The 20,793-nt window shown below is 68.6% G+C and carries 21 protein-coding genes; 11 read left to right on the forward strand and 10 right to left on the reverse strand.

Features of this window, described 5'->3' with window-relative positions:
• Positions 1 to 3: 3 nt before the first annotated feature.
• Positions 4 to 987 carry a calcium/sodium antiporter gene (locus tag BM113_RS15185; protein ID WP_089788903.1) on the forward strand — a complete coding sequence of 328 codons (984 nt, stop codon included), beginning with the start codon at positions 4 to 6 and terminating at the stop codon, positions 985 to 987.
• A 202-nt stretch (positions 988 to 1,189) separates the two neighbouring features.
• Positions 1,190 to 2,194: a glutathione S-transferase family protein gene (locus BM113_RS15190; protein WP_089788904.1), complete on the forward strand. Its 1,005-nt coding sequence runs from the start codon at positions 1,190 to 1,192 to the stop codon at positions 2,192 to 2,194.
• A gap of 224 nt (positions 2,195 to 2,418) precedes the next feature.
• On the opposite strand, the gene BM113_RS15195 is transcribed toward BM113_RS15190, so the two are convergent.
• From BM113_RS15195 to BM113_RS15205, 3 genes are all read right to left on the reverse strand, one after another.
• The gene (locus BM113_RS15195) at positions 2,419 to 2,718 is read right to left on the reverse strand and encodes a DUF7535 family protein (RefSeq protein ID WP_089788905.1); all 300 of its coding nucleotides are present in this window, start codon (positions 2,716 to 2,718) and stop codon (positions 2,419 to 2,421) included.
• Positions 2,719 to 2,784: 66 nt separating this feature from the next.
• Positions 2,785 to 3,597 carry an NAD-dependent epimerase/dehydratase family protein gene (locus BM113_RS15200; protein WP_089788906.1) on the reverse strand — a complete coding sequence of 271 codons (813 nt, stop codon included), beginning with the start codon at positions 3,595 to 3,597 and terminating at the stop codon, positions 2,785 to 2,787.
• Positions 3,598 to 4,040: 443 nt separating this feature from the next.
• Positions 4,041 to 6,365 (reverse strand): IGHMBP2 family helicase, encoded by a 2,325-nt coding sequence (locus BM113_RS15205; protein WP_089788907.1) that lies wholly within the window; start codon positions 6,363 to 6,365, stop codon positions 4,041 to 4,043.
• 117 nt (positions 6,366 to 6,482) lie between these two features.
• On the opposite strand from BM113_RS15205, the gene BM113_RS15210 reads away from it, so the two are divergent.
• Together BM113_RS15210 and BM113_RS15215 are read left to right on the forward strand one after the other, a co-directional pair.
• Entirely contained in the window at positions 6,483 to 6,863 is a 381-nt protein-coding gene (locus tag BM113_RS15210) for a 2Fe-2S iron-sulfur cluster-binding protein (protein ID WP_089788908.1), read from the forward strand.
• A gap of 68 nt (positions 6,864 to 6,931) precedes the next feature.
• Complete coding sequence (locus BM113_RS15215; protein WP_089788909.1) at positions 6,932 to 7,369, forward strand: thiol-disulfide oxidoreductase DCC family protein; 438 nt, start codon at positions 6,932 to 6,934, stop codon at positions 7,367 to 7,369.
• Between the two features lie 13 nt (positions 7,370 to 7,382).
• On the opposite strand, the gene BM113_RS15220 is transcribed toward BM113_RS15215, so the two are convergent.
• Positions 7,383 to 8,759 carry a nicotinate phosphoribosyltransferase gene (locus tag BM113_RS15220; RefSeq protein ID WP_089788910.1) on the reverse strand — a complete coding sequence of 459 codons (1,377 nt, stop codon included), beginning with the start codon at positions 8,757 to 8,759 and terminating at the stop codon, positions 7,383 to 7,385.
• A 151-nt stretch (positions 8,760 to 8,910) separates the two neighbouring features.
• Here BM113_RS15220 and dps point away from each other — a divergent pair, with 151 nt between their 5' ends.
• Together dps and BM113_RS15230 are read left to right on the forward strand one after the other, a co-directional pair.
• Positions 8,911 to 9,567 carry a DNA protection during starvation protein gene (gene dps, locus BM113_RS15225; RefSeq protein ID WP_089788911.1) on the forward strand — a complete coding sequence of 219 codons (657 nt, stop codon included), beginning with the start codon at positions 8,911 to 8,913 and terminating at the stop codon, positions 9,565 to 9,567.
• 141 nt (positions 9,568 to 9,708) lie between these two features.
• A complete protein-coding gene (locus BM113_RS15230; protein ID WP_089788912.1) occupies positions 9,709 to 10,182 on the forward strand; it encodes an SRPBCC domain-containing protein in 474 nt (157 codons plus the stop codon).
• Here the strand turns inward: BM113_RS15230 and BM113_RS15235 are convergent.
• Positions 10,179 to 10,838, reverse strand: coding sequence for an HAD family hydrolase (locus BM113_RS15235; protein ID WP_089789076.1), 660 nt, complete (start codon positions 10,836 to 10,838; stop codon positions 10,179 to 10,181). The two genes, BM113_RS15230 and BM113_RS15235, sit on opposite strands and share 4 nt — an antisense overlap.
• Positions 10,839 to 11,085: 247 nt before the next feature.
• Between BM113_RS15235 and BM113_RS15240 the strand changes: the two genes are divergently transcribed.
• Entirely contained in the window at positions 11,086 to 11,748 is a 663-nt protein-coding gene (locus BM113_RS15240) for a DUF6735 family protein (protein ID WP_089788913.1), read from the forward strand.
• Positions 11,749 to 11,768: 20 nt separating this feature from the next.
• On the opposite strand, the gene BM113_RS15245 is transcribed toward BM113_RS15240, so the two are convergent.
• Positions 11,769 to 13,592, reverse strand: a complete 1,824-nt coding sequence (locus BM113_RS15245; protein ID WP_089789077.1) for a MutS-related protein — start codon at positions 13,590 to 13,592, stop codon at positions 11,769 to 11,771.
• A gap of 125 nt (positions 13,593 to 13,717) precedes the next feature.
• Here BM113_RS15245 and BM113_RS15250 point away from each other — a divergent pair, with 125 nt between their 5' ends.
• Positions 13,718 to 15,358 (forward strand): long-chain fatty acid--CoA ligase, encoded by a 1,641-nt coding sequence (locus BM113_RS15250; protein WP_089788914.1) that lies wholly within the window; start codon positions 13,718 to 13,720, stop codon positions 15,356 to 15,358.
• Positions 15,359 to 15,395: 37 nt separating this feature from the next.
• On the opposite strand, the gene BM113_RS15255 is transcribed toward BM113_RS15250, so the two are convergent.
• The gene (locus BM113_RS15255; RefSeq protein WP_089788915.1) at positions 15,396 to 15,950 is read right to left on the reverse strand and encodes a molybdopterin-dependent oxidoreductase; all 555 of its coding nucleotides are present in this window, start codon (positions 15,948 to 15,950) and stop codon (positions 15,396 to 15,398) included.
• Between the two features lie 111 nt (positions 15,951 to 16,061).
• Here BM113_RS15255 and BM113_RS15260 point away from each other — a divergent pair, with 111 nt between their 5' ends.
• Positions 16,062 to 16,847 carry an MOSC domain-containing protein gene (locus BM113_RS15260; protein ID WP_089789078.1) on the forward strand — a complete coding sequence of 262 codons (786 nt, stop codon included), beginning with the start codon at positions 16,062 to 16,064 and terminating at the stop codon, positions 16,845 to 16,847.
• A 60-nt stretch (positions 16,848 to 16,907) separates the two neighbouring features.
• Here BM113_RS15260 and BM113_RS15265 read toward each other — a convergent pair whose 3' ends face one another.
• Positions 16,908 to 17,255 (reverse strand): rhodanese-like domain-containing protein, encoded by a 348-nt coding sequence (locus BM113_RS15265; RefSeq protein WP_089788916.1) that lies wholly within the window; start codon positions 17,253 to 17,255, stop codon positions 16,908 to 16,910.
• A 9-nt stretch (positions 17,256 to 17,264) separates the two neighbouring features.
• Positions 17,265 to 17,564, reverse strand: a complete 300-nt coding sequence (locus tag BM113_RS15270; RefSeq protein WP_089788917.1) for a sulfurtransferase TusA family protein — start codon at positions 17,562 to 17,564, stop codon at positions 17,265 to 17,267.
• Between the two features lie 246 nt (positions 17,565 to 17,810).
• Between BM113_RS15270 and BM113_RS15275 the strand changes: the two genes are divergently transcribed.
• Positions 17,811 to 18,914 carry a PLP-dependent cysteine synthase family protein gene (locus BM113_RS15275; protein ID WP_089788918.1) on the forward strand — a complete coding sequence of 368 codons (1,104 nt, stop codon included), beginning with the start codon at positions 17,811 to 17,813 and terminating at the stop codon, positions 18,912 to 18,914.
• Positions 18,915 to 18,921: 7 nt separating this feature from the next.
• Here the strand turns inward: BM113_RS15275 and BM113_RS15280 are convergent, their stop codons facing one another.
• Positions 18,922 to 20,202 (reverse strand): RNA ligase, encoded by a 1,281-nt coding sequence (locus BM113_RS15280; RefSeq protein ID WP_089788919.1) that lies wholly within the window; start codon positions 20,200 to 20,202, stop codon positions 18,922 to 18,924.
• 119 nt (positions 20,203 to 20,321) lie between these two features.
• On the opposite strand from BM113_RS15280, the gene BM113_RS15285 reads away from it, so the two are divergent.
• Positions 20,322 to 20,765, forward strand: a complete 444-nt coding sequence (locus tag BM113_RS15285) for a hypothetical protein (RefSeq protein WP_007143472.1) — start codon at positions 20,322 to 20,324, stop codon at positions 20,763 to 20,765.
• Positions 20,766 to 20,793: the final 28 nt, after the last annotated feature.

Consider the following 20,793-nt stretch of genomic DNA (forward strand, 5'->3'; position numbering starts at 1 on the left):
GGTATGAACGTCGTGTTGGTCGGCGTGGGGATACTCGCCCTGTGGCTCGGTGCGCGCTGGCTGGTGGAAGGAGCCGCGAACATCGCCGGGGGCGTCGGCGTTTCGCCGCTCGTCGTCGGGCTTACCGTCGTCGCTTTCGGTACGTCTTCGCCCGAAATGGTCGTGTCGGCGAGCGCGGCGTTCTCCGGGGGCGCGGACGTCGCGGTGGGGAACGTCATCGGCTCGAACGGGTTCAACGTCGCGATTATCCTCGGCGTCGTCGCCGTTCTCTCGCCGTTTCGCGTTACGGAAACGCTGCTCCGTCGGGACGTCCTCGCGATGGTCGCGACGACGGCGATCGCGACCGTCGTTCTCGTCGATCTCTCCGTGACCCGCCTCGAGGGCGGAGTGCTCGCCGCGTTGCTGGTGAGTTACCTCGCGGCGCTCTGGATCTCGGTCCGCGGGAGCGACGGGCCGGCCAGTGATCAGCCGTTCGTTGAGGGGACGTCCACCGAATCGAAGTCCGCCGGGGCAATCGATGGCACGGATCCTGACGCCGTCCGAATCGACCTCGGGCGCGACGGCGGCCGTCTTCTCGTCGGGCTCATCTCCGTCGTCGGCGGCGGCCGGCTACTGGTGGAGTCCGCAACCGCGGTAGCGCTGTCGCTCGGCGTCTCGCAGTGGCTCATCGGCGTGACCGTCGTTGCTGCCGGGACCTCGCTGCCGGAACTCGTCACGTCGGTCGTGGCGACGCGACGCGGAGACGTCGCGATCGCGGCCGGCAACGTCGTCGGCTCGAACGTCTTCAACTTCCTCGGCGTGCTCGGCGTCGCTGCGCTCGTCCGACCCCTGTCCGTCGACGGCGCCGTACTCGGCGGATTGCTCTGGGTCGGCGCGCTCACCCTGGGCGCGGCGACCGTCCTCGCCACCGGCCGACAACTGACGCGTCTGGAGGGCGTCGCACTTCTCCTCGCCGGAATCGCTTACTGGATCGCGAGCGCGCTCTGATACTACTGTCCGTCAGTTCCGGCGCTACCGCGGCCCGGGTCGCGGTTACGCCGGTACATCGGTGCGGGGATCCGTGTGAGTGGATCCGACATCGATCCCGCCGCCGACGCGAGCAGCTACGGCCGGGTGACCGGCCTGCTCGAGTCCCCGGTGACACGAGGGTTAGCGAGCGCCTTTGTATCTGCCACCGACTAGGAGAGGTATGAACAAACTCGTCGACGGCGAATGGCGAACGGACGCGTACGAGACGACCAACGAGGAAGGCGAGTTCGAGCGCCAGGAGACGACGTTTCGCGACCGGATCCGTGACGACCCCGACGCTCGGTTCCAGCCGGAGGCGGGTCGGTACCACCTCTACGTCTCCTACGCCTGTCCGTGGGCCCACCGGACGCTCGTGATGCGGGCCCTGAAAGGCCTCGAGGACGCCATTTCGGTGTCGGTCGTCGACCCCTACCGCGACGACGACGGCTGGCAGTTCACCCCCGAGAAGGACGGCTGTACGCGCGATCACGTCCACGACGCCGACTACCTCCGGGAGCTGTACGTGAGTGCCGACCCCGACACGACCTGTCGAGTGACGGTCCCGGTTCTGTGGGACACACAGGAGGACACCATCGTCAACAACGAGTCCGAGGAGATCATGCGGATGTTAGACACCGAGTTCGACGAGTACGCGACTCGAGACGCGGACCTCTACCCCGAGGGCTACCGCGACGAGGTCGACCGGATCATCGACGAGATCTACGAGCCGATCAACAACGGCGTGTACCGGGCCGGCTTTGCGACCGACCAGGGGCCCTACGACGAGGCCGTCGACGACCTCTTCTCCGCGCTGGACCACTGGGACGAGGTCCTGGCGGACCAGCGCTACCTCGCCGGCGACCGGCTCACGGAGGCCGACGTCGCGATGTTCACGACCCTGGTCCGATTCGACAACGTCTATCACACACACTTCATGTGTAACGTCCAGTACATCCGCGAGTACGAGAACCTGTGGCCGTACCTCCGGGACCTGTACCAGACGCCCGGCGTGGCCGACACCGTCCGGATGGACCACATCAAGGAACACTACTACACGACCCACCCGGACGTGAATCCACACCGGATCGTCGCGCGCGGCCCGGATCTCGAGTTCGAGGCCCCTCACGACCGCGACGAACTCCCGGGCGGCCCGCCGGCGGATCTCTCGGTGGCGGCCGACGATTGAGACGGTCTGCCTACCGATTTCTCGGCCGACCGCAGGTGTTCGCGGTCGGGCCAGCAACGACGACGCCAGTCCGTACGAGGGTCGCGGTCTCGAGCGGCGACTCGAGAGTCGACCGGAAACGAACGTAGAGGAAGGGACGAAATCGGGGAGAAAGAGCGAACCGGAACGAACCGGAACGAAACGAACCGGGACGGGACGCAGACGACGCAGGACCGAGCGTCGGTTTAGGCCTCGGCTTCCGCCTTCTCCTCGGCCTCATCGGCGTCCGATTCCGCTTCCTCTTCCTCCTCGTCGAGGCCGGCGACCGATCGTGCCCAGTCGGTGTTGGCTTGCTCCCGCCAGGTCTCGTAGCTCGGTTCCGCCGGTTCCTCCGCGATGAAGGCCCGCCAGACGATCCAGGCCAGCGCGATGATCGGAAGGACGGGCAGCATGACGATAACGAGGATCGCCGCCATGACGTACCCGAACGCGGACATCTGTACGTTCGGGACGTACCCCGTCGACTCGGATACTTTCGTGGACATGTGTTGCGCTACGAACGTCCCGATATTCGGTCTTTCGATCCCGAGACCGGCGTCCCCGGCCGATTGTCAGCCCGTCTCGAGGCCGGCACGCCCCTCTCCGTCGCCCTCCAGGACGTCTTCCGCGTCGTCCTGCGGCTGGTAGCCGAGTTCGAGCATCGTCTCCGACAGCGAGAGGAACCGCTGGGAGTTGTTCGAGATACCGTGTGCGGTCAGTGGGGTGGCCGAAAGTGGCTTCGTGGCGGCCGCCTCGATGACGCGCCGACAGTCTCCCGGGCTGAGCCACATCGCCCTGGCGTATCGCTCGCCGGCCCCGTCGCGGTCCGCGACCTCGGACCGCAGTTCGTCGCGGGTGAGCAGCCAGCCGATCCGGAGGTTGACCACGTCCAGCCCGTGGCGCTTGGCGTAGTAGGATCCCATCGCTTCCCCGAAGACCTTGGTGACGCCGTAGTAGGTGTCGGGATCCCCGGGCTCGTCGGGTCGGACGACGTCGGGGTCGCCCACCGTCGATTCCGGCCGGATCGGCGAGACGGTGTTGTCCATGTTGACGGCGTGGTTCGAACTCGCGAAGACGACCCGCTCGAGGTCGTTCTCGACGGCGGCCTCGTAGGCGTTGTACAGGCCCTCGACGTTCGGTCCCGAGAGCGCGTCCCACTCCGCGCGCGGGTCGGGGTTTGCCGCCAGGTGGATCAACACGTCCTGGCCCTCGAGGACGTCGACGAACGTCTCTCGGTCGGCGACGTCGATCGGCGTCGTCTCGAGGTCCTCGGTCTCGCTGTGAGAGAACAGCGTCAACGAGGCCTCGCGGTCGGCGAACGCCTCGATCGCCTCCCGTCCCACGTTGCCGGACGCGCCGGTGATCGCGATGTCGGTCTCGGCCATGGGGGCGTCCACATCGACCGCGGTGAAATAGCTCGGGCCGGCGCGTTCCGGCCGATTCTCCGGTTGGTCGCCGGTCGGAGCCGATGACTGCCCACGAGACCGTGCCGCCGCCGCGGTTCGGTCAGCCGATGGCCGGACGATTACGCGGTTGTAGCGGGGTCGCTCATCAAGGATCGGACAGTGTACAGGATAGGTAGTTCTAAGTGGGATGGTATCCAACCACGAATCGCACCGGACGGTGTCGGACGTGGACACGCACCACCTACCCCACCAAACCACACGTTGCATCCCTACGTCCGACGGCCAGCGATCCGGTGCCCGTCGATTCTCCCGCGCGGTCGCTCCCGGTAGCGCTCGGTCTCCATCCACTCGAGCGAACCCAGGGCGGCTACCGGTGGGATAGCAGTGCCGGTGGCCGTTTCAGAACAGCGCCGGAATCGGCGTCACGCCGCTTCCACGGGGGCGACGACCGAACCTCGCTCGCGGGCGTACGCGAGGAATTCGTCGAGCACGTCGGCCTCGGCGACGGTGTCTCCGTCGCCGACGACGACGGCCTTCCGCCGGGCGCGGGTCAGGGCCACGTTGAACCGGCGGGACTCCTCGAGGAATCCGACCTCGCGGCGGTCGTTGCTCCGGACCAGCGAGACGAGGACGACCTCCTTCTCGCGGCCCTGGAAGCCGTCGACGGTGTCGACCTCGAGCGCGTCCGCGTCCGCGTCCGCGTCCCCGTCGGGTACCACGTCCGCGAGTTCGTCCTCGATCCGTGCGACCTGGTCGTCGTACGGCGAGATCACCGCCAGGTCGGCTGGCTCTATGCCCGCCTCCAGCAACCGCCGGGCGTAGGCGGCGACCCGCTCGGCCTCGAAGGGGTTCTCCCTCGAGGGCGATCCCTCGCGGCTCCGCTCGGGGGCGTCGGCGTCGCTCGTGTCGACGAAGACGACCGGCTCGTCGGGCCGCAGCGCCGGGTACTCGTCGCCGAGTGCGGTCGTCTCCGCGTCCGGGAGCAGTCCCGCGAGGGTGTGGTCCCGAACCGAGGCGTGTGCCTCGAGCGCGCCGTCGTAGAACCGCTCGCTCGAGAAGTCCTGGATCCGTTCGTGCATCCGGTACTGGGTGGTCAGGGGCGAGCGGATCGGCCCGGTCCCGTTTTCGTTCGCGTACCGCTCGGCGAGTCTCTCGAACAGCGTCTCGTCCAGCCCCTCGCGTTCGGCCTCCCGGCTCCGGATCGTCGGCGGAAGCTGGCGGTGGTCGCCGGCCATGACGACCCGGTCCGCCTTCACCAGCGGGATGAGACAGGAGGGTTCGGTCGCCTGCGTGGCCTCGTCGATCACCAGCGTGTCGAACCGGTGGTCCGCGAGCAGGTCGCTCCCGGCCGTCGAGTTCGTCGTACAGACGACGTCGGCCCGCTCGATCTCCTCGGCGATGGCCTCGTTCTCGAGTCTTTCCGCACGGTCGAACAGTTCGTCGGCCCGCTCCCGGAGTTCGAGCCACTCGGCCATCTCCTCGATCTTCTCCGGCGGGATACCCCGCGAGCCCCGTCCTTCCTCGGCGAGTTGCTTGATACGCTCGTCCGAGAGACCGCGCCGCCAGCGGCCCGACGGGGCCGTCAGCTCGTCTTGCTCGTCCAGCAGGTCGAACGCCTCGTCGCGGACCTCGCGGGATTCCCGGTAGGTCTCGTTGTCCTCGAGGCGCGCGTCGAGCGTGTGCTCGCGCAGCGTCGGCGTCACCCGCGCGGGGTGGCCGACCCGGAGCGGTTCGTGGTCGCCCGCGGCGAGGAACTCGACGACGTTGTCGACCGCGGTGTTCGACGCCGCGGTCGCCAGCACGGAGTCGCCGCGGTCGACGGCCTGCCGGATCGCCTCGACGGCGGTCGTCGTCTTGCCCGTCCCCGGCGGGCCGTGGATCAGGTGGACGTCGTCGGTCGCGACGGCCCGTTCGACGGCACGGCGTTGCGAGTCGTTGAGCGCGTCGTCGTGCCAGTCGTCGATCTCCGCACGGAGCGGCGCGGCCGCGACCGCCCCCGGATCCTCGAGGCCGACGATCACGTCCCGGAGGTGTTTCCGCGGGACGTCGTCTTCGGGACGCTCCTCGGCCTCGAGGAGGCGCTCCAGCGCCTCGAGCATCCGCTGGTAGGTGACGTCGTTGACGTACAGATCCAGCCGGACCCCGTCGTCGAGCAGCCAGCCCGGCGGCTTCGTCTCGAACGAAACCGTGACGGAGTGGTTCGTCACCTGCGTCACCGTCGCCGTCGGGTTGTCGTCGCGCAGCGGGTCCTGCTTCGAGACCATCACGAGGTCGCCGACGCCGATCTCCGTGTCGGGGAGGGCGTCGCCGTCCCGTTTCGTGAACTTGACGAGGTGGCCCGACAGCCCCTCGCCCCCGTCGCGACCTCCCATTCCGAGCAGGGCCCGTCCCTTCGACTCGCGTTCCCGACCCGATAGCTGGCGGATCTCGCGCTCGTGGCGCTCCATCTCGGCCTCGCGCTCGAGTTCGACGAGCCGCGACCGGTACTCGACGTACGCCCGCACGGCCCGCGTCTCGTCGTCCAGCGGCGTCACCGACACCTCGGAGCGACCGACGCGATTGCCGTCCATGCGCTCGACGAACTCCCCGAGTTCGTCGTCGGGGAGGTCGAGGTCGACGCGGGCCTCCTCGCCCTCGATCTCGATCTCCCCGATACGGTCGGGATCGACGTCCGCTTCACCGGCGAACGCCCCGACGACGTCGCCGGGTCCCTCATCCGCGAGACCGCGAACCAGCACCGTCGGCATACTCGCGCGACGGTAGGGGATTCGACGCCGTAGGTGCAACGGTTCGGGACGGCCCCATCGGCCGACGGCTGCCCGCAGCAGGCTTTTCGGTCGTCGCTTCCGACCCACACACGATTCGTGACAGCCTCGACGTCGACGACCTGGACGGTCGAACTCCGCGTCCCCGAGGACGCCGACCTCGAGGCGGCCGGCGAGAGCCGGACCATCGAGGTCCAGGAGAACCAGTCGATCCTCTCGGCCGCCCGCGGGGCCGGCCTCTGGCTCTCCGCGGACTGCCAGCAGGGGTGGTGTATCACCTGCGGCGCACGGCTCCTCGAGGGGGAGGTCGACCACCCCAACGCCAAGCGGTACTATCCCGAGGACGAGGCGGCGGGGTTCGTGCTCACCTGCGTCGCCCAACCCCGCTCCGACTGCGTCCTCGAGGTCGAGCGGTACGACGAACTGCTGGAACACCGGGCGGAGCACGACCGGCCGCCGGGCCGGTCGAAACTCGGGTGACCGGCACGGGCATTGATGGCCCGCGGCGTCGAAGCGGGGTCTACCGCCGATCCGATCTACTCGCCAGTATGACCGATACGAACGAGTTCACCGGCATCCTCATCTACGACGGCGACTGCCCGTTCTGCTCGGCCGCCTCGACCGCCATGCGTCAACGCGAGGACGTCGGCGTCGTCCCCTGGGACGACCCGAGCGCCCAGGCGTTCCTCGAGGCACAGTTCGGCGAGGCCCCGTTCGCGCTGTTCTTCGCCGACCGCGAGGCCGGGCGGATCCGGGCCGGTCGCGCCGCGGCGAGCGAACTGTGTCACCGCGCGGGGATGCCGGTCCTGATTCAGGACGTCGTCGGCGAGAACTACGAGCGGATGGCCGACGCGATCCGGTTCGTCTCGGGGATCGACCGCGAGATCGATCCCTACCACGGCGACTACCCGCTCGCCGACGGGGCGAGAGCGCGGTTCGACGAACTGGCCGCCAGCGGGGCCGCCACGCACGTACCGACGGACTGACGCCGGATCCGTATCAGACGTCCATCCGCGTCTCGAGCGTCCGCCGCAGGTCCTCGGTTTTCGCCTCGAGCGCGTCGCTGATCCGCACCTCGTAGGGCTCGGGGTCCTCGATCCGCCGGTGTTCGACCGGGAGCCGCCGCCGGCGGTCGGCCGCGCGCTCGCGGATCGTCTCGAGGTCGGGGAGGTCGACGACCCGCTCGCCGTCCTCGACGACGGTCTCGAGCAGTTCCTCGCCGGGGAGGTCGTCGCTCTCCTCGCGCAGGCCGACGACGTCGCCGGCGTACTCGCCGCCCTCGGTCGTCCGACGGACGCTCTTGGCGCCGGGGTAGGTGACCTTCCCCGTGGAGAGTTTCATCGTCGGTTGCATCTCGCCGTCGCGTTCGACGGCCACGAGTTTGTAGACGCCCTCGACCTTCGGCGAGTCGGTGCTCGTCACCAGCGCCGTTCCCGGCCCGAAGCCGGATCCGACGCCCTCTCGCTCGAGGAACTCCCGGATCGCGTACTCGTCGATCCCCGACGAGATGAACTCGTCGACCTCGGGGAACACCTCGTCGACGGCCTTCGAGAGCGCGGGCAGATCCCCCGAATCGAGTCGAACGCCGCGCAGGTCGACGCCCGTCTCCTCGGCGACCGCCTTCGCCGTCTCGGCCCCGGCGACCGTGTCGTAGGTGTCGATCAACAGGACGCTGTCCGGCCCGTACTCGTCGACGAACGCCTCGAAGGAGTCGCGTTCGTGCTCGAAGCTCTGGACCCACGAGTGGGCCATCGTCCCGAAGACGGGGACGTCGAAGGCCTCCCCCGCGGCGACGTTCGACGTCCCGTCGAAGCCGCCGACGTAGGCCGCCCGCGCCGCCTTGATCCCCGCGTCGGTGCCGTGGGAGCGCCGCGAGCCGAAATCGACGAGCCGCTGGCCGTCGCCCTCCCGGTCGATCACGTCCCGCATCCGGGCGGCCTTCGTCGCGATCAGCGTCTGGAACCCGATCTGGTTGATGACCGCCGTCTCGAACAGTTGCGCCTGCGAGATGGGGGCCGTCACCTCGAGCAGCGGCTCGTTTTCGAAGACGGGTGTCCCCTCCGGCAGCGCGCGGATCTCGCCGGTGAACTCGAACGACTCGAGGTAGTCCAGAAACGCCGGGTCGAACTCGAGTTCGGTCAGGTACTCGATCGCCCGGTCGCCGAACTCGAGGGTCTCGACGTAGTGCAGCGCCTGCTCGAGGCCGGCGGCGATCATGTACCCGCGGTTCGCCGGCAACTCGCGGGTGAAGAGGCTGAACGTCGCCGTCGGGTCGTGTCCCTGATTACGGTAGGCCTGCATCATCCGCAACTCGTACAGGTCGGTGAACAGGGGGAGGGTCTCCGGGGTCAGGTAGCCGAAGCTGGGCTGGGACATGTCAACGAACGCTACGACGTTCTCCGGCAAAGGTGTTGCATCAAATATCGCATGTATTCAAGGGCGAACGGAACCGATCGCTCGCGCCAACGGTCTGGAAATCGTGTAAACGCCAAGCACTTTACGTGGAGTTATGGCAGTCCACTGGTGCATGTCCGATGATAAACCGCACGCGGCTGGCAACGTCGACACGGGAGATACGAGCGAGCGAGTCGGGATGGCCGTCCTCCGCGAACGCGGTCTCGAGCCCGAAGAACTCCGGGAGAAACTCATCGACGCTATCGGCGCCGAGTTTACGACGTACTACTACTACACGAACCTCCGGATGCACCTCGCCGGCCACGAGGACTACAAGGAGATCACCGAGGACGCCCGCCTCGAGGACCGGGCCCACTTCGAACTGGTCGCGCCGCGGGTGTACGAACTCGGCGGGAGCCTCCCGAACGACATCCGCGAGTTCGCCGACCGGGCGTCCTGTCCCGACGCGGAACTGCCGGTCCCCTACGAGACGGAGGGGCCGGAGCTCGACGAACTCTCGGCCGAGGCGATCCTCGAGGTACTGCTCGAGGCCGAACGCTGTGCCATCCGGACGTGGTCCGAGATCTGTGACATGACACACGGGGTCGATCCCCGAACGTACGATATGGCCCAGCGGATCCTCCAGGAGGAGGTCGAACACGAGGCCTGGTTCGTCGAACTGCTCTCGATGGAACGCGACGGCGAGATCAACCCCGCCGGCCACTTCGTCCGGGGCGAACCCGGCGACGCGCCGTACTCGACGAACCGCCGGTTCAACGACAGCGCCTGAGCCTCGCGGCTACGGTCTCGCGGCCGGGGAGCGGACACAGCCGTTGCCCGTCGCAGCGACCCGGTTTTCGCCGACTCGCGACGTTACGGCGGGGACGGCCGACCGACACAAGGATACACCGGCGACACGTCAGTTGGTACCATGGAACACATCGAAACGTTCGAGGAGATCGACGCCCCGCCCGACGTCGTCTGGGAGGTGTTACTCGAGTTCGACAGCTACCCCGAGTGGAACCCGTTCATTCGGGCGATCGAGGGCGCCCCCTCGACCGGCGAACGGCTCCGGGTTCGGATCGAACCGCCGGAGTCCCGCGGCATGACGTTCCGGCCGACGGTCGTCGCCGTCGAACCGGGGCGTCGGCTCGCCTGGCGCGGACGGCTGGTCGTCCCCTTCGCCTTCGACGGCGCCCACGAGTTCCACCTCGAGCCGATCGACGGGGACCGCACGCGGCTGCTCCACCGGGAGACGTTCCGTGGCGCGCTCGTTCCGCTGTTGCTCGACGGGCGACGGATCCGACGCGGGTTCGAGGCGATGAACGCGGCGGTCAAGGAACGAGCCGAGGGACGGGTCGCGACCGAAACGTCCGAAACGTCCGAAACCGCGGCCTCGAGCTAGAGGATCCGCTCGAGGGCCGTCAGCGACTCGATCTCGTAGTCGGGGTCGGTCGGCAACTCGTATCCCCGTCGGTGGTCCCGTCGCAGGAACGCCGCGTCGATCCCCGCCGCCTCGGCCGCCAGGACGTCTACCCGGCTGTCGCCGACGTACAGCGGATTCGAGGCCGCGAGGTCGTCGATCGCCGACTCGAGGTAGTAGGGGGTCGGCTTCTTTCGCTCGACGCCGCGGATCGTCGGCTCGCGACCGTACCACGTCTCGAACCCGTACTCGGTCAGTTCGCAGTGTTCGAGGACGTTCTCGATCGTGCGGTGCTGATTGTTGCTGACGATCGCGGTCGGGGCCTCGAGACGCCGTAGGGCGTCGATGTCGTCGTACGGTCGTTTCCGGCCCGCGCGCATCTCTTCGAGCTGGACGGCGATCGCGGCTTCCTCGCGTGCGGTCCACAGGTCTCCCGGCTCGAGGCCGTGTTCCTCGGCGACGCGATGCACGGCGTCGACGGTCGGCCCGAGCAGCGTCTCGACGTGGTCCCTCGGCGGGTCGGTCACGCCACAGGTCGCGAACGCGTCGCGGATGGCCTCGACGAGGACGTCGCAATCCGTCGGGGTCGTCAGTACGCCGTCGTTGTCGAAGAGGACGGCGTCGTACTCCGTTGCCATTCGAGTTCGGAGAACGGTAGGGGTCGCGGGGTTTTCGTCGTTGCGTTCCTCCGGGCTCGAGTCCGCCGTCACGTCTCCGTGGGTTCAAATACGGATACGGGGCCAAGCCCGGCGATGGCTTGCCACTGCTGTCACTACTCCCACCGCCCTACCCCCGACCCACATCACCGTCACCGCCGTCGCGGCGCGAGCGACATCGGCGCCCGAACTAGCGCCCTCGACCGGGACGACGCCTGCGGGGGGACGGATGGGACATAGAGCCCTCGTCGCCTACCGCCGCCCGGATCGGCTCTACGACCTGCGGTACAGCCACTGGGGCGGGGCCGACCTCTCGCTCGCGGAGGCGATCGACGACGGGTCGCCCCTCGCCGACGGCACCGTCGACGCCGGCCTGCTCGCGGACTCGATCGCGCGCGAGCGGATCCTCACCGGCTACCTCGACCCCTGCATCTACGAGGCGCTGTACCTCGTCGCCCCGGGACGGGAGTACGCCGTCGACGCCTACCGGGTCTGCTGGCTCGAGTGGGGCGACGGCCGCGACGGCGGCCGGGGTGCGATCGTGGCTGCGGATCCCTCGGCGGACGAGCCCCGGATCCGGACCTGGTTCCGCGCCACCAAGACGACCCTCGGCGACGCCGTCGAGATGGGCGCGCTCTCGCGGCGGGCCGCGCAGGCGTACCTCGAGGCCCGCGTCTGCGAGGACGAGGACGGGACGGTGTACACGTACACGGGTCGCGGAACGGAAAACGGGACCCGCGACGGGTCGGCCGGCGACGGGGACGCGTACGAACCGACGCCCGACCGCTGGCTCGAGCGCGACCGCGGTCCCGAGGCCGACGTCGATCGGGAGTTCGGCGACCCCGACTCGAACGGGGACCGGGACGACCGCGACCGCGACGGCGTCGGCTGAGTGCCGGGGCAGGACGGTCGTCAGTCGGTGCCCGCGTTGCCCTCGCCGGACCAGCGCGCGTCGGCGAGCGTCCGCTGGACCACGTCGTTGCCCACGGCCTCGCCCAGCGTCTCGAACCCCGCGCGTTCGCGTCGGTCCGAGGCGTTCGCGACGAGTCGCGAGACGATGAACTCCGGCGTCGACCGGCCAACGGTGTCGAACCGGGGCTGGTAGTCGACGCGCAACTCGAGGTCGGGATCGAGCCCTTCCGCGAAGATGCCGTCGACGCGGGCCTCGGGCGGCAGGGGCTCGAGGTCGTCCGCGAGGTGAGTGACGAACACGCCCATCGCGTCCCGGTCGACGGTCAGGGTGACCAGCCCGTGCAGCAGGTCCGCCGCGCTGCCCGGTTCGGTGATCGCCTCGAACTCGTCGACCAGCATCAGCGTCCGCCCGCCGGAGGTCAGCGGCGGTACGATCGACCGCAGCGTCGACTCGAGGACCCCGGCGTTGAAACTCGCGTGCCGGCGGTGGAAGACGAGCGAGTCGACGGGCGTGACCTCGGCCCGCTCGGCGGGGACGGGCAGCCCCATCGAGGCTAGCAGGACGACCTGGCACAGCGTCTCGAGCAGCGTCGTCTTCCCGCCGCTGTTGGCGCCGGTGAGGACGGCGACCTGCTCCCGACCGGGAGCGTCGAGGTCGGGATCGGCCTCGTCCGGGACCGACGTCACCCCGTGATCGCCAAGCGCGTAGGTCACCGGCTGGACGGACTCGTCGTCGCGGGCCGCGAGCGTGAGGTTCCGCGCGTCGACGACCGAGACGGCGGCGTCCCCGCCGTCGGGTTCTACGAACTCCGGGCGCGTGCAGTCGTACTCGAGGGCGAAGCGCGCGAGCGACAGCTGGAGGGCGATGTCGTCGACGGCCTCGACGGCCCGATCGACGGCCGTTCGGGCGTCCGCGAGGGTCTCCTGGAACTCCTCGGCGACGGTCTCTTCCCGCTCGTCGATCGCTTCCGTCAGGTCCGACCTGAGCGCCCGGAGGGTCCCGCCGACGAAGTCGGTCGCGTCGGCGGCGTTCTCCGGCATCGCGGCGCGTACCCGGTCGATCGTCACGTCGGTCTCCGAGAGCAGGCGATCCTCGAACGCCTGGCGGAACGCCGCCACGTCGCGAACGCCGTCGTCGCGCAGGTCCTCGATCACCTCGAGCGCGTTGGCGTCCATGTCCTCGACCGCGCCCAGGGTCTCCCGCAGGCGGTCGAGTTCCTCGTCGGCACCCTCGCGGACGCGAACCCGGGAGCCGGTTTCGTACCCCTCGAGCGCCGCCAGCGCCTCCGCGGCCGCCTCGAGCCGATCGCGCTCGAGGTCGGCAATCGCGGCGAACGGGCCGGAGTCGACTCCGGCCTCGAGCAGGGCGAGCGCGGCGTCGACGGCCGCGCGTTCGCTGCCCTCGCGCTCGTCGTAGCGCTCGTAGGCCGCGAGCACGGCTTCGCGGTCGTCCTCGGACAGCCCGGCCCAGGCGTCCCGGGCCGCGAGCACGTCGTCGAGCCGTTCTTCCATCTCCTCGCGGGTCGACAGGGGCGTCAGCACACGGATGCGGTCGGCCGCTCGCTGCGTGACCGCGTGGTCGCTCGCCAGCTCGAGCAGGTCCTTGTACGCCGAGCGGGCGTCGCTCGTCGCCAGCGTGTCGATGCCGTCGCCGCCGGTCGCGCGACGGAGGATGCGCGTCGCGCGGCCGCGGGCCAGCCCCGCGTCCGCGAGCGCCCGGACGTTCCCGTTCTCGATGGCCCGGATCGCCCGCTCGCGCCCGAGTTCGTCGACCAGCGTCTCCCGCGTCTTCGGACCGACCCCCCAGTACTCCTCGAGTCGCATATCCAAGGGGTTCGAGCCGACGTTCTTCAAGACTTCGTCGTGCAGTTCCACCCCGTGTCCCGAGAAGAGAGAGCATCTGTGTATTCGTCGGTAGAATTATGCGGGAACGTGTGCCGATATAACATATGGCAGGATACGATCAGACGCTCCGACCGTTCCTCTGGCGCGCGGAACGGCTCCACCCGGACCGGGAAGTCGTCTCTCGAACACACGAGGGAATCGTCCGCAACACCTACGAAGAGTACGCCGATCGGACGCGACAACTGGCGAACGCGCTCGAGGACGCCGGGATCGGTGATGGCGACCGCGTCGGGACGTTCTGCTGGAACCACCACCGGCACGCCGAGGTCTACTTCGCAGCGCCGAACGTCGGGGGACAACTCCACACGATCAACCCGCTGCTTCCGGCCGAACACATCCAGTACATCGTCGAGAACGCCGCGGATCGACTGCTGTTCGTCGACCAGTCGCTGCTCGAGGCGCTCGAGGGAGCCCACGACGCGGCGGCCTTCGAATCCGTCGAGCAGTACGTCGTCATGGGCTCGGAGGTGCCGGAGACGGACCTCGAGCCGGTTACCGACTACGAGTCGTTCATCGGCGCCCACGGGACGGAGTACGACTGGCCGGAACTCGACGAGGACCAGCCCGCGGGGATGTGTTACACCTCCGGGACGACGGGCAAGCCGAAAGGGGTCGAGTACACCCAGCAGATGCTGTGGTCGCACACGATGGCGAGCCTGACGCCCCAGGCGCTCGAGATCGACGAGGACGACGTCGTCATGCCGGTCGTCCCGATGTTCCACGTCAACGCCTGGGGGATGCCGTTCGCGACGACCGCTGCCGGTGGGAAACACGTCTATCCCGGCCCCTCGCCAGAGCCCGAGGACCTGGTTCGACTCATCAGGGAGGAGGAGGTTACCCTCACGGCCGGCGTCCCGACCGTCTGGCTCGGCGTCCTCGAGTACGTACAGGAACACGACGTGGACCTCGACTCGCTCGAGCGGGTCGTCATCGGCGGGAGCGCCGCCCCCGAGAGCCTGATCCGCCAGTACGACGACCTCGGCGTCGAGGTCGTCCACGCCTGGGGGATGACCGAACTGTCGCCGCTGGGGACCGTCGCCCACCTCAAGAGCGACCTCGAGGATCGCTCGCCCGAACAGCAGTACGCGAAGCAGGCCAAGCAGGGCCTGATCGTCCCGGGACTGGAGTTCAAAGTCGTCGACGACGACGGCGAGGAGGTCCCGTGGAACGGCGAGGACTTCGGCGAACTGTGGGTCCGTGGCCCCTGGGTCACGGACTCGTACTTCGAGCGGCCCCAGGCCAACGAAGTCGACTTCGAGGGGTCGTGGCTCAAGACCGGCGACATCGTCACCGTCGACGAGGACGGCTACATCCAGATCGTCGACCGGACGAAGGACGTGATCAAGAGCGGCGGCGAGTGGATCTCCTCCGTCGAACTCGAGAACAAGATTATGGCTCACGAGGCGGTCAGCGAGGCCACCGTCGTCGGTGCCCCCCACGAGAAGTGGCAGGAACGGCCGGTCGCGTTCGTCGTCCCGACCGACGACGCCGGGATGGACGAAGACGAGTTCCTGGCCGAACTCGAGGCGTTCATCGCAGAGGACTACCCCGACTGGTGGACGCCCGACGCCGTCGTCCACATCGACGAGGTTCCCAAGACCGCGACGGGCAAGTTCGACAAGAAGACGCTCCGCGAGGAATACGCCGACGAGGACCTGCTGGTCACGGAGGAGTCGGACGACTGACCGAGCGGAGACTGCAAGAGACCGGCCTCCCTCTCTCTCACTCGAGTCGCGACAGCGCCCGCTCTTTCGCGGTGTCGTCCCCGCCGAATGGACCGTCGCCGATCTCGATCGCCGACACCCACTTGACGCTCTCCCAGCAGTCGTCGTCACCGTCCAGCGGTACGAGGCGGGCCGGGCCGCCGTGCTCGAGCGGGAGCGGTTCGCCGTCCAGTTCGAGGGCGAGCAGCGCCGTCGACAGGCGCTCGAGCGGGAACGAACACGCGTAGTCCCCGTCGAGCGCACGAACGAGCGCGTGCGATTCGTCGGCGACGGGGCGGGCCCGCCCCAGCACCCGTTCGACCCGGACCCCGCGCCACGCGAGGTCGTCGGCCCGCCACCCCTCCACGCAGTCGAAGTCCTCCGTCGCCGTCTCGAGCGGAAACGACTCGAGGTCCCGCCGGGAGAGACGCAGGGGGTCCGCCACGGCACCCGAGATCTCGAGTCGCCACCCGTCGTAATCGACGGTGTGGGGACCGAACGCGCCCGAACCCTCCTCGAGACCGAGCGCCTCGAGGACCGCGTCGGGCACCGCGTGGGGTTCCAGGTCGCTCATCGTCTTCCGTACGACGCGACCGGCGGAAACCGTTCGGCCGAACGTGTGCGGCGACCGCGCGGTTTCGCTGGAACGAACACCTATATCCCGTCCGCCGGCCACGGCACTCCCATGGCACGGCTCGAGCGCATCCGAACGTATCCCGTGAAGTCCCTCGACGGCGTCGACCGCGAGGAAGCGACGATCCGCGAGAACGGTACCCTCGCCGGCGACCGGGCGTTCGCCATCTTCGACGCCGACGGCGACGCCGTTACCGGAACCCGGACCGACCGCGTACACGACGTCAGGACCGAGTACGACCCCGGGACGGGAACCTTGACCGTCGACGTAACCGGGACCGGCGCGGACGGCCCACAGCAGTTCGACCTCGAGAGCGACGGCGGGCGAGAGCGTGCGGCGGCGTGGTTCTCCGAGGTCTTCGACTTCGGTGACCTCACGCTCGTGCGCGACGAGGGCGGCTACGTCGACCGGGACGGAATGGGCCCGTCCGTGATCAGCACCGCGACGCTTGAGACGGTCGCCGACTGGTTCGACGACCTCACCGTCGACGGCGTTCGTCGGCGGATGCGGGCGAACCTCGAGGTATCGGGCGTCGAACCGTTCTGGGAGGACCGGTTCGTCGGCCCGGACGCGCCGGCTTTCGCCGTCGGCGACGTCCGCCTCGAGGGGGTCACGCCCTGTGCGCGCTGTGTCGTCCCGGAGCGGGATCCGGACACTGGCGAGGCACTCCCCGAGTTCCGCGAGCGATTCGTCGAGAAGCGCCGGGAGACGTTCCCCGAGTGGGCCGACGAGGCGGCCTTCGACCACTACTACACGCTGATGCTCATCGCCGACGTCGTCGAAGGAGACCGGGGGCAGACGGTCGCCGTCGGCGATCCCGTGGAAACGCTCGACTGACGGACTCGGCGCTCGAGGCGTCGGAAACGGATAGAGAACAGAACGGGCGAGTCGCTCGCGTCAGGCTTGCGCTTCCGAATCGGATTCGGATTCCGTGCCCGTCTCGAGTTCGTACTCCCACTCCCGGTAGCCGCCCTCCATGCTCGCGACGGCGTCGCTTTCGGCGTCCTCGTAGCTACCGATCAGCCGGGCCGCCTGGATCGAACTCTGGCCGATCGGACAGGCGACGACCACGTCGTCGCCCCAGTCGTACTCGTCGATCCGGGAAGGCAGTTCGCTCATCGGGATGTTGATCGCGCCGGGGATGTGGCCCTGTTCGAACTCCGATTCCGGCCGGATGTCGACGACCTGTACGTCGTCGTCCTCGAGCTTTTCCTTGACTTCGTCGGGGGTGACTTCGTCGACCATGGATGTGGATTACTTCTTGGAGAGGAAAATACGATACAGTCCCGACCCGCTCTTCCAGACCTTCGCGTCGGCGAGGTCCTCGACCGCCTTCGGGACGTTTTCGGTACTCGGTACGTGGTCGGTCTCCTGGACGAGCAGGTCGCCCGACTCAAGCCCCTGGATCGCCTTCTTGGCTTCCAGTTGCGGGTACGGACAGACCTCGCCCGTCATGTCCTGGAGTTCGTCGGCCTCCTCGTAGAGCTGTTCGGCCGTTTCGTCGTCGAGTTCGTCCGGCAGGTCGACGACGTCGTCCCAGGTCGGTTTGCTCATGTGGTCTCGCTTCGAGTTGGTGTCGGAGCCCGTTAACCGCTTTCGGTCGGGTCAGTTCTCTCTCGTATCTGCGACGCCCGGCCGGCGCTCATCGTCTCCACGCCGACCGGCAAACGGCCCTCGAGGCCCACATACGGCCGTCGCGTGGCCGATCCGCTCGAGCCTTCGGGACGACGTCAGAACCGAGATTCCTGCGGAGACGTCCGGTTCCGTCGGACCCATATTCGGTCCGGGGAAAGGACCGCTATGACCGACGAGCGGATGCCGGACGAGTCGGCCGGCGGGACCGAGACCGGGACCACCGGGACTGGGACTGGGACCGAGACCGGGACCGAGACCGGGACCGGGACCGGGATCGACGAGTCGACGATCTTCGAGACCCCGCTGCTCGAACTCGACGTCGACGTCCCCGGCACCGTCTACGGCAAGGCCGAGTGGTTCAACCTCCCGGAGGCACCCCACGGCGGCGGCTCCATCAAGTCCCGCATCGCCAAGGGCATGCTCGACGGGGCCGAGGAACGTGGCGAACTCGAGGCCGACGTGACGATCATCGAGCCGACCTCGGGCAACACGGGCAGCGAGATCGCCCGGCTCGCCACGGCGCGTGGGTACGACGTGGAGATCGTGATGCCGGACAATGCAAGCGGCGGCAAGATCGACGCGGTCCGGGACGCCGGCGCGGAGATCCACTTCGTCGACGCCGACCTCGGCTACGACGCCGTCATCGAGCGTTGCGAGGAACTGATCGCCGAGAACCCCGACGACTACTACCGGCCGAACCAGTACGAGAACCCCGACAACCCGGGCACCCACGAGCGGACGACCGCCCGGGAGATCCTCGAACAGACGGACGGGGAGGTCACCCACTTCGTCGCGGGGGCCGGAACCGGCGGCACCGTCACGGGGACGGGCCGGGGACTCCACGACCGCGGCGACGACGTCACCGTCGTCGGCTTCGAGCCGAAGGAGGCGCTGCACGCCATCGACGGCCTGAAATTCCTCCGGACCGGCGACCACTACCACCCCGAGACGTACGACGAGTCCGTCCTCGACCGCAAGGAGTACGTCTCGACGGGCGACGCCTACGACCGCGCCCGGGATCTCCGGGATCGCTACCAGGACGCGGCGGTCGACGTCCACGATCCGGGCCAGCACGACCCCGAAACGGTCGAGCACCACCTCCGGGTCGACGGCCAGTTCGTCGTCGGCACCTCGAGCGGGGCCGGGATCCAGGCCGTCCACCAGTTAGCCGGGGACGGGGCGCTCGACGAGGACTCGGTGACCGTCGTGATGCTCTGTGATCGGGGCGACAAGTACGCCGACATCCCGCTGTGGGAGGAGTACCTCTGACCGCCGGTCACTCCCGGACGACCTGCCCCTCGAGGTAGTTCCGTGTCTTGTCGTTTGTCGACTGCGTTCGCTTGCAGAACGTAACGACGCGGTCGCCGTCTTCCCGTTCGTCGGATTCGACCTCGATCCGTAACCCCTGTCCTCGGAGGTGCTCGAGCAGGGCATCGACTGCCTCGGGACTGGCCCGGACGGTGTGGCGCTCGCCGACGCTCTCCCCCTCGGCGACGGTCTCTATGGTGTCCCGCATCGAGATCAGGATCGCCTCTCCGAGGTCGTGGGCGCGCTCGCGGGCCTCCTCGTCGGACTCGTTCCACTCGACGGACTGGAACGCCTCGCGGATGAGCCGGCGGAACATGAACGCCTGGCCGTAGTCGAACGGCAGCGAGAACGCGTAGGCGAGGTCCCCGACGTTGGCGGCCGACGTCGTGTACTTGAGTTGTTCCCGGCCGTCGAGGGACTTCATCACGACGCCCTCGCGGCCCCGTTCGTCCAGTCGCTCGATGATCCGCCGTACCTCGTCGGCGGCGGTCGGCTCCCCTTTCGGCGAGTCGCCGCGGTCCTCGCGCTCCGAACCGTCCGTGGTCGGCGATCGGCCGCTCTCCGCGACGTCGTAGATGCCGAACAGCCGCGTCTGCGGGACGTCGAACCGCTCGTATCGCTCCCGTCGTTCCCGCACGGGGAGGGGATCGCCGGACTCGCGATCTCGCCAGTCGAACGCGCGAAACGCAAGCGAGTCGACGTCCGCGTACTCGTGGGCCGTGTAGGGGTTCTCCGGCCCGATCATCTCCCCACAGACCATCGCGTCGGGGAATGCGTCGAACAGCGGCTCGAGATCGACCAGCCGCTCCAGTACCCGGGTCGTGAACGGGCAGATCAGGCCGCTTCGGGTGAACGCGAGGACGTCGCCGTCGTCGCCGTCGTCGCCGTCGTCGCCGTCACCGACGATCCGCGCCACACGGACGTTGTAGCCGTTGAGCTTCTCCTCGACCGCGACGGCGTCGTGATCGGGGAACCCCTCGGGGACGCCGGTCTCGAGGACGAGCGTCCGGGGAACCTTCGGGAAGCCGCGGACGACCGTCCCCTCGATCAGGACCGTCCCGCGTTCGATCCCCCGGCGGTAGTCCGAGACGTGCCAGTAGGGCCGGCCCTCGTACTCCCGGCGCTCGAGGTACTCCGCGAGCTGGCGGAACGCGGACTCCCCCATCCCGAGTCGCCTGTGGTACCCCTCCGCCAGCAGAGCGTCGGGATCGGGCGGCGCTCCGTCGGCCGGCCGGTTGCCGTCGGCCATACGGGCTCGTACGATATCGGGGGCAAAGAAACCGCACGGACGGGACGGAAGGCGACGGCGATGGGACGGCGGGTCGGGAAACGGAATTCTCATCGGCCTCGAGCGACAACGGACGCCTAATGCGACTCGAACTCCGTGTCTGCCAGCACTGTCTCGACGGCGACCACCCGGGCCACGAGGACAAGACCGCTTTGCTCCAGGACATGGTCGCCTGCGCCGAGCGGATCGAGGAGTACAAGGAGGTACTCGACCTCGACGCGGTCCACATCCGCAAGGTCCGCGACGACGAGCCCGGCAAGCCGGCGGCGCTGCCGGTCGTCTCGGCGACCATCCAGAACGACCAGGTCGTGTTGAACGACACCCAGCTCGTCGCCGAAGGGCAGGACGGGACGATGCTCCTGTACGCGAACCCGGACGACATCCTGACGGTGCTCGCCGGGAACGTCGACGAGATCAGCAAGGCCGTCCCCGAAGACGTCACCGTCGACCTCTCGGAGCCGGGTGCACAGATCGTCTCGGAGGCGGACCTCGGGGCCGACCCCGATCGACAGCCGGACCAGTAACACCGTTTCGTCCCCTCTTTTCGGCCGG

Origin of the sequence: Natronobacterium haloterrestre, assembly GCF_900112205.1 — an archaeon.
Lineage (GTDB): Archaea > Halobacteriota > Halobacteria > Halobacteriales > Natrialbaceae > Natronobacterium > Natronobacterium haloterrestre.

What these genes read in the sequence shown, in the direction of transcription:
- BM113_RS15185 (WP_089788903.1), top strand. Translation starts at nt 4, where the DNA reads ATGAACGTCGTGTTGGTCGGCGTGGGGATACTCGCCCTGTGGCTCGGT.
- BM113_RS15190 (WP_089788904.1), top strand. Translation starts at nt 1,190, where the DNA reads ATGAACAAACTCGTCGACGGCGAATGGCGAACGGACGCGTACGAGACG.
- BM113_RS15195 (WP_089788905.1), bottom strand. Translation starts at nt 2,718, where the DNA reads ATGTCCACGAAAGTATCCGAGTCGACGGGGTACGTCCCGAACGTACAG.
- BM113_RS15200 (WP_089788906.1), bottom strand. Translation starts at nt 3,597, where the DNA reads ATGGCCGAGACCGACATCGCGATCACCGGCGCGTCCGGCAACGTGGGA.
- BM113_RS15205 (WP_089788907.1), bottom strand. Translation starts at nt 6,365, where the DNA reads ATGCCGACGGTGCTGGTTCGCGGTCTCGCGGATGAGGGACCCGGCGAC.
- BM113_RS15215 (WP_089788909.1), top strand. Translation starts at nt 6,932, where the DNA reads ATGACCGATACGAACGAGTTCACCGGCATCCTCATCTACGACGGCGAC.
- BM113_RS15220 (WP_089788910.1), bottom strand. Translation starts at nt 8,759, where the DNA reads ATGTCCCAGCCCAGCTTCGGCTACCTGACCCCGGAGACCCTCCCCCTG.
- dps (WP_089788911.1), top strand. Translation starts at nt 8,911, where the DNA reads ATGTCCGATGATAAACCGCACGCGGCTGGCAACGTCGACACGGGAGAT.
- BM113_RS15230 (WP_089788912.1), top strand. Translation starts at nt 9,709, where the DNA reads ATGGAACACATCGAAACGTTCGAGGAGATCGACGCCCCGCCCGACGTC.
- BM113_RS15235 (WP_089789076.1), bottom strand. Translation starts at nt 10,838, where the DNA reads ATGGCAACGGAGTACGACGCCGTCCTCTTCGACAACGACGGCGTACTG.
- BM113_RS15240 (WP_089788913.1), top strand. Translation starts at nt 11,086, where the DNA reads ATGGGACATAGAGCCCTCGTCGCCTACCGCCGCCCGGATCGGCTCTAC.
- BM113_RS15245 (WP_089789077.1), bottom strand. Translation starts at nt 13,592, where the DNA reads ATGCGACTCGAGGAGTACTGGGGGGTCGGTCCGAAGACGCGGGAGACG.
- BM113_RS15250 (WP_089788914.1), top strand. Translation starts at nt 13,718, where the DNA reads ATGGCAGGATACGATCAGACGCTCCGACCGTTCCTCTGGCGCGCGGAA.
- BM113_RS15255 (WP_089788915.1), bottom strand. Translation starts at nt 15,950, where the DNA reads ATGAGCGACCTGGAACCCCACGCGGTGCCCGACGCGGTCCTCGAGGCG.
- BM113_RS15260 (WP_089789078.1), top strand. Translation starts at nt 16,062, where the DNA reads ATGGCACGGCTCGAGCGCATCCGAACGTATCCCGTGAAGTCCCTCGAC.
- BM113_RS15265 (WP_089788916.1), bottom strand. Translation starts at nt 17,255, where the DNA reads ATGGTCGACGAAGTCACCCCCGACGAAGTCAAGGAAAAGCTCGAGGAC.
- BM113_RS15270 (WP_089788917.1), bottom strand. Translation starts at nt 17,564, where the DNA reads ATGAGCAAACCGACCTGGGACGACGTCGTCGACCTGCCGGACGAACTC.
- BM113_RS15275 (WP_089788918.1), top strand. Translation starts at nt 17,811, where the DNA reads ATGACCGACGAGCGGATGCCGGACGAGTCGGCCGGCGGGACCGAGACC.
- BM113_RS15280 (WP_089788919.1), bottom strand. Translation starts at nt 20,202, where the DNA reads ATGGCCGACGGCAACCGGCCGGCCGACGGAGCGCCGCCCGATCCCGAC.
- BM113_RS15285 (WP_007143472.1), top strand. Translation starts at nt 20,322, where the DNA reads ATGCGACTCGAACTCCGTGTCTGCCAGCACTGTCTCGACGGCGACCAC.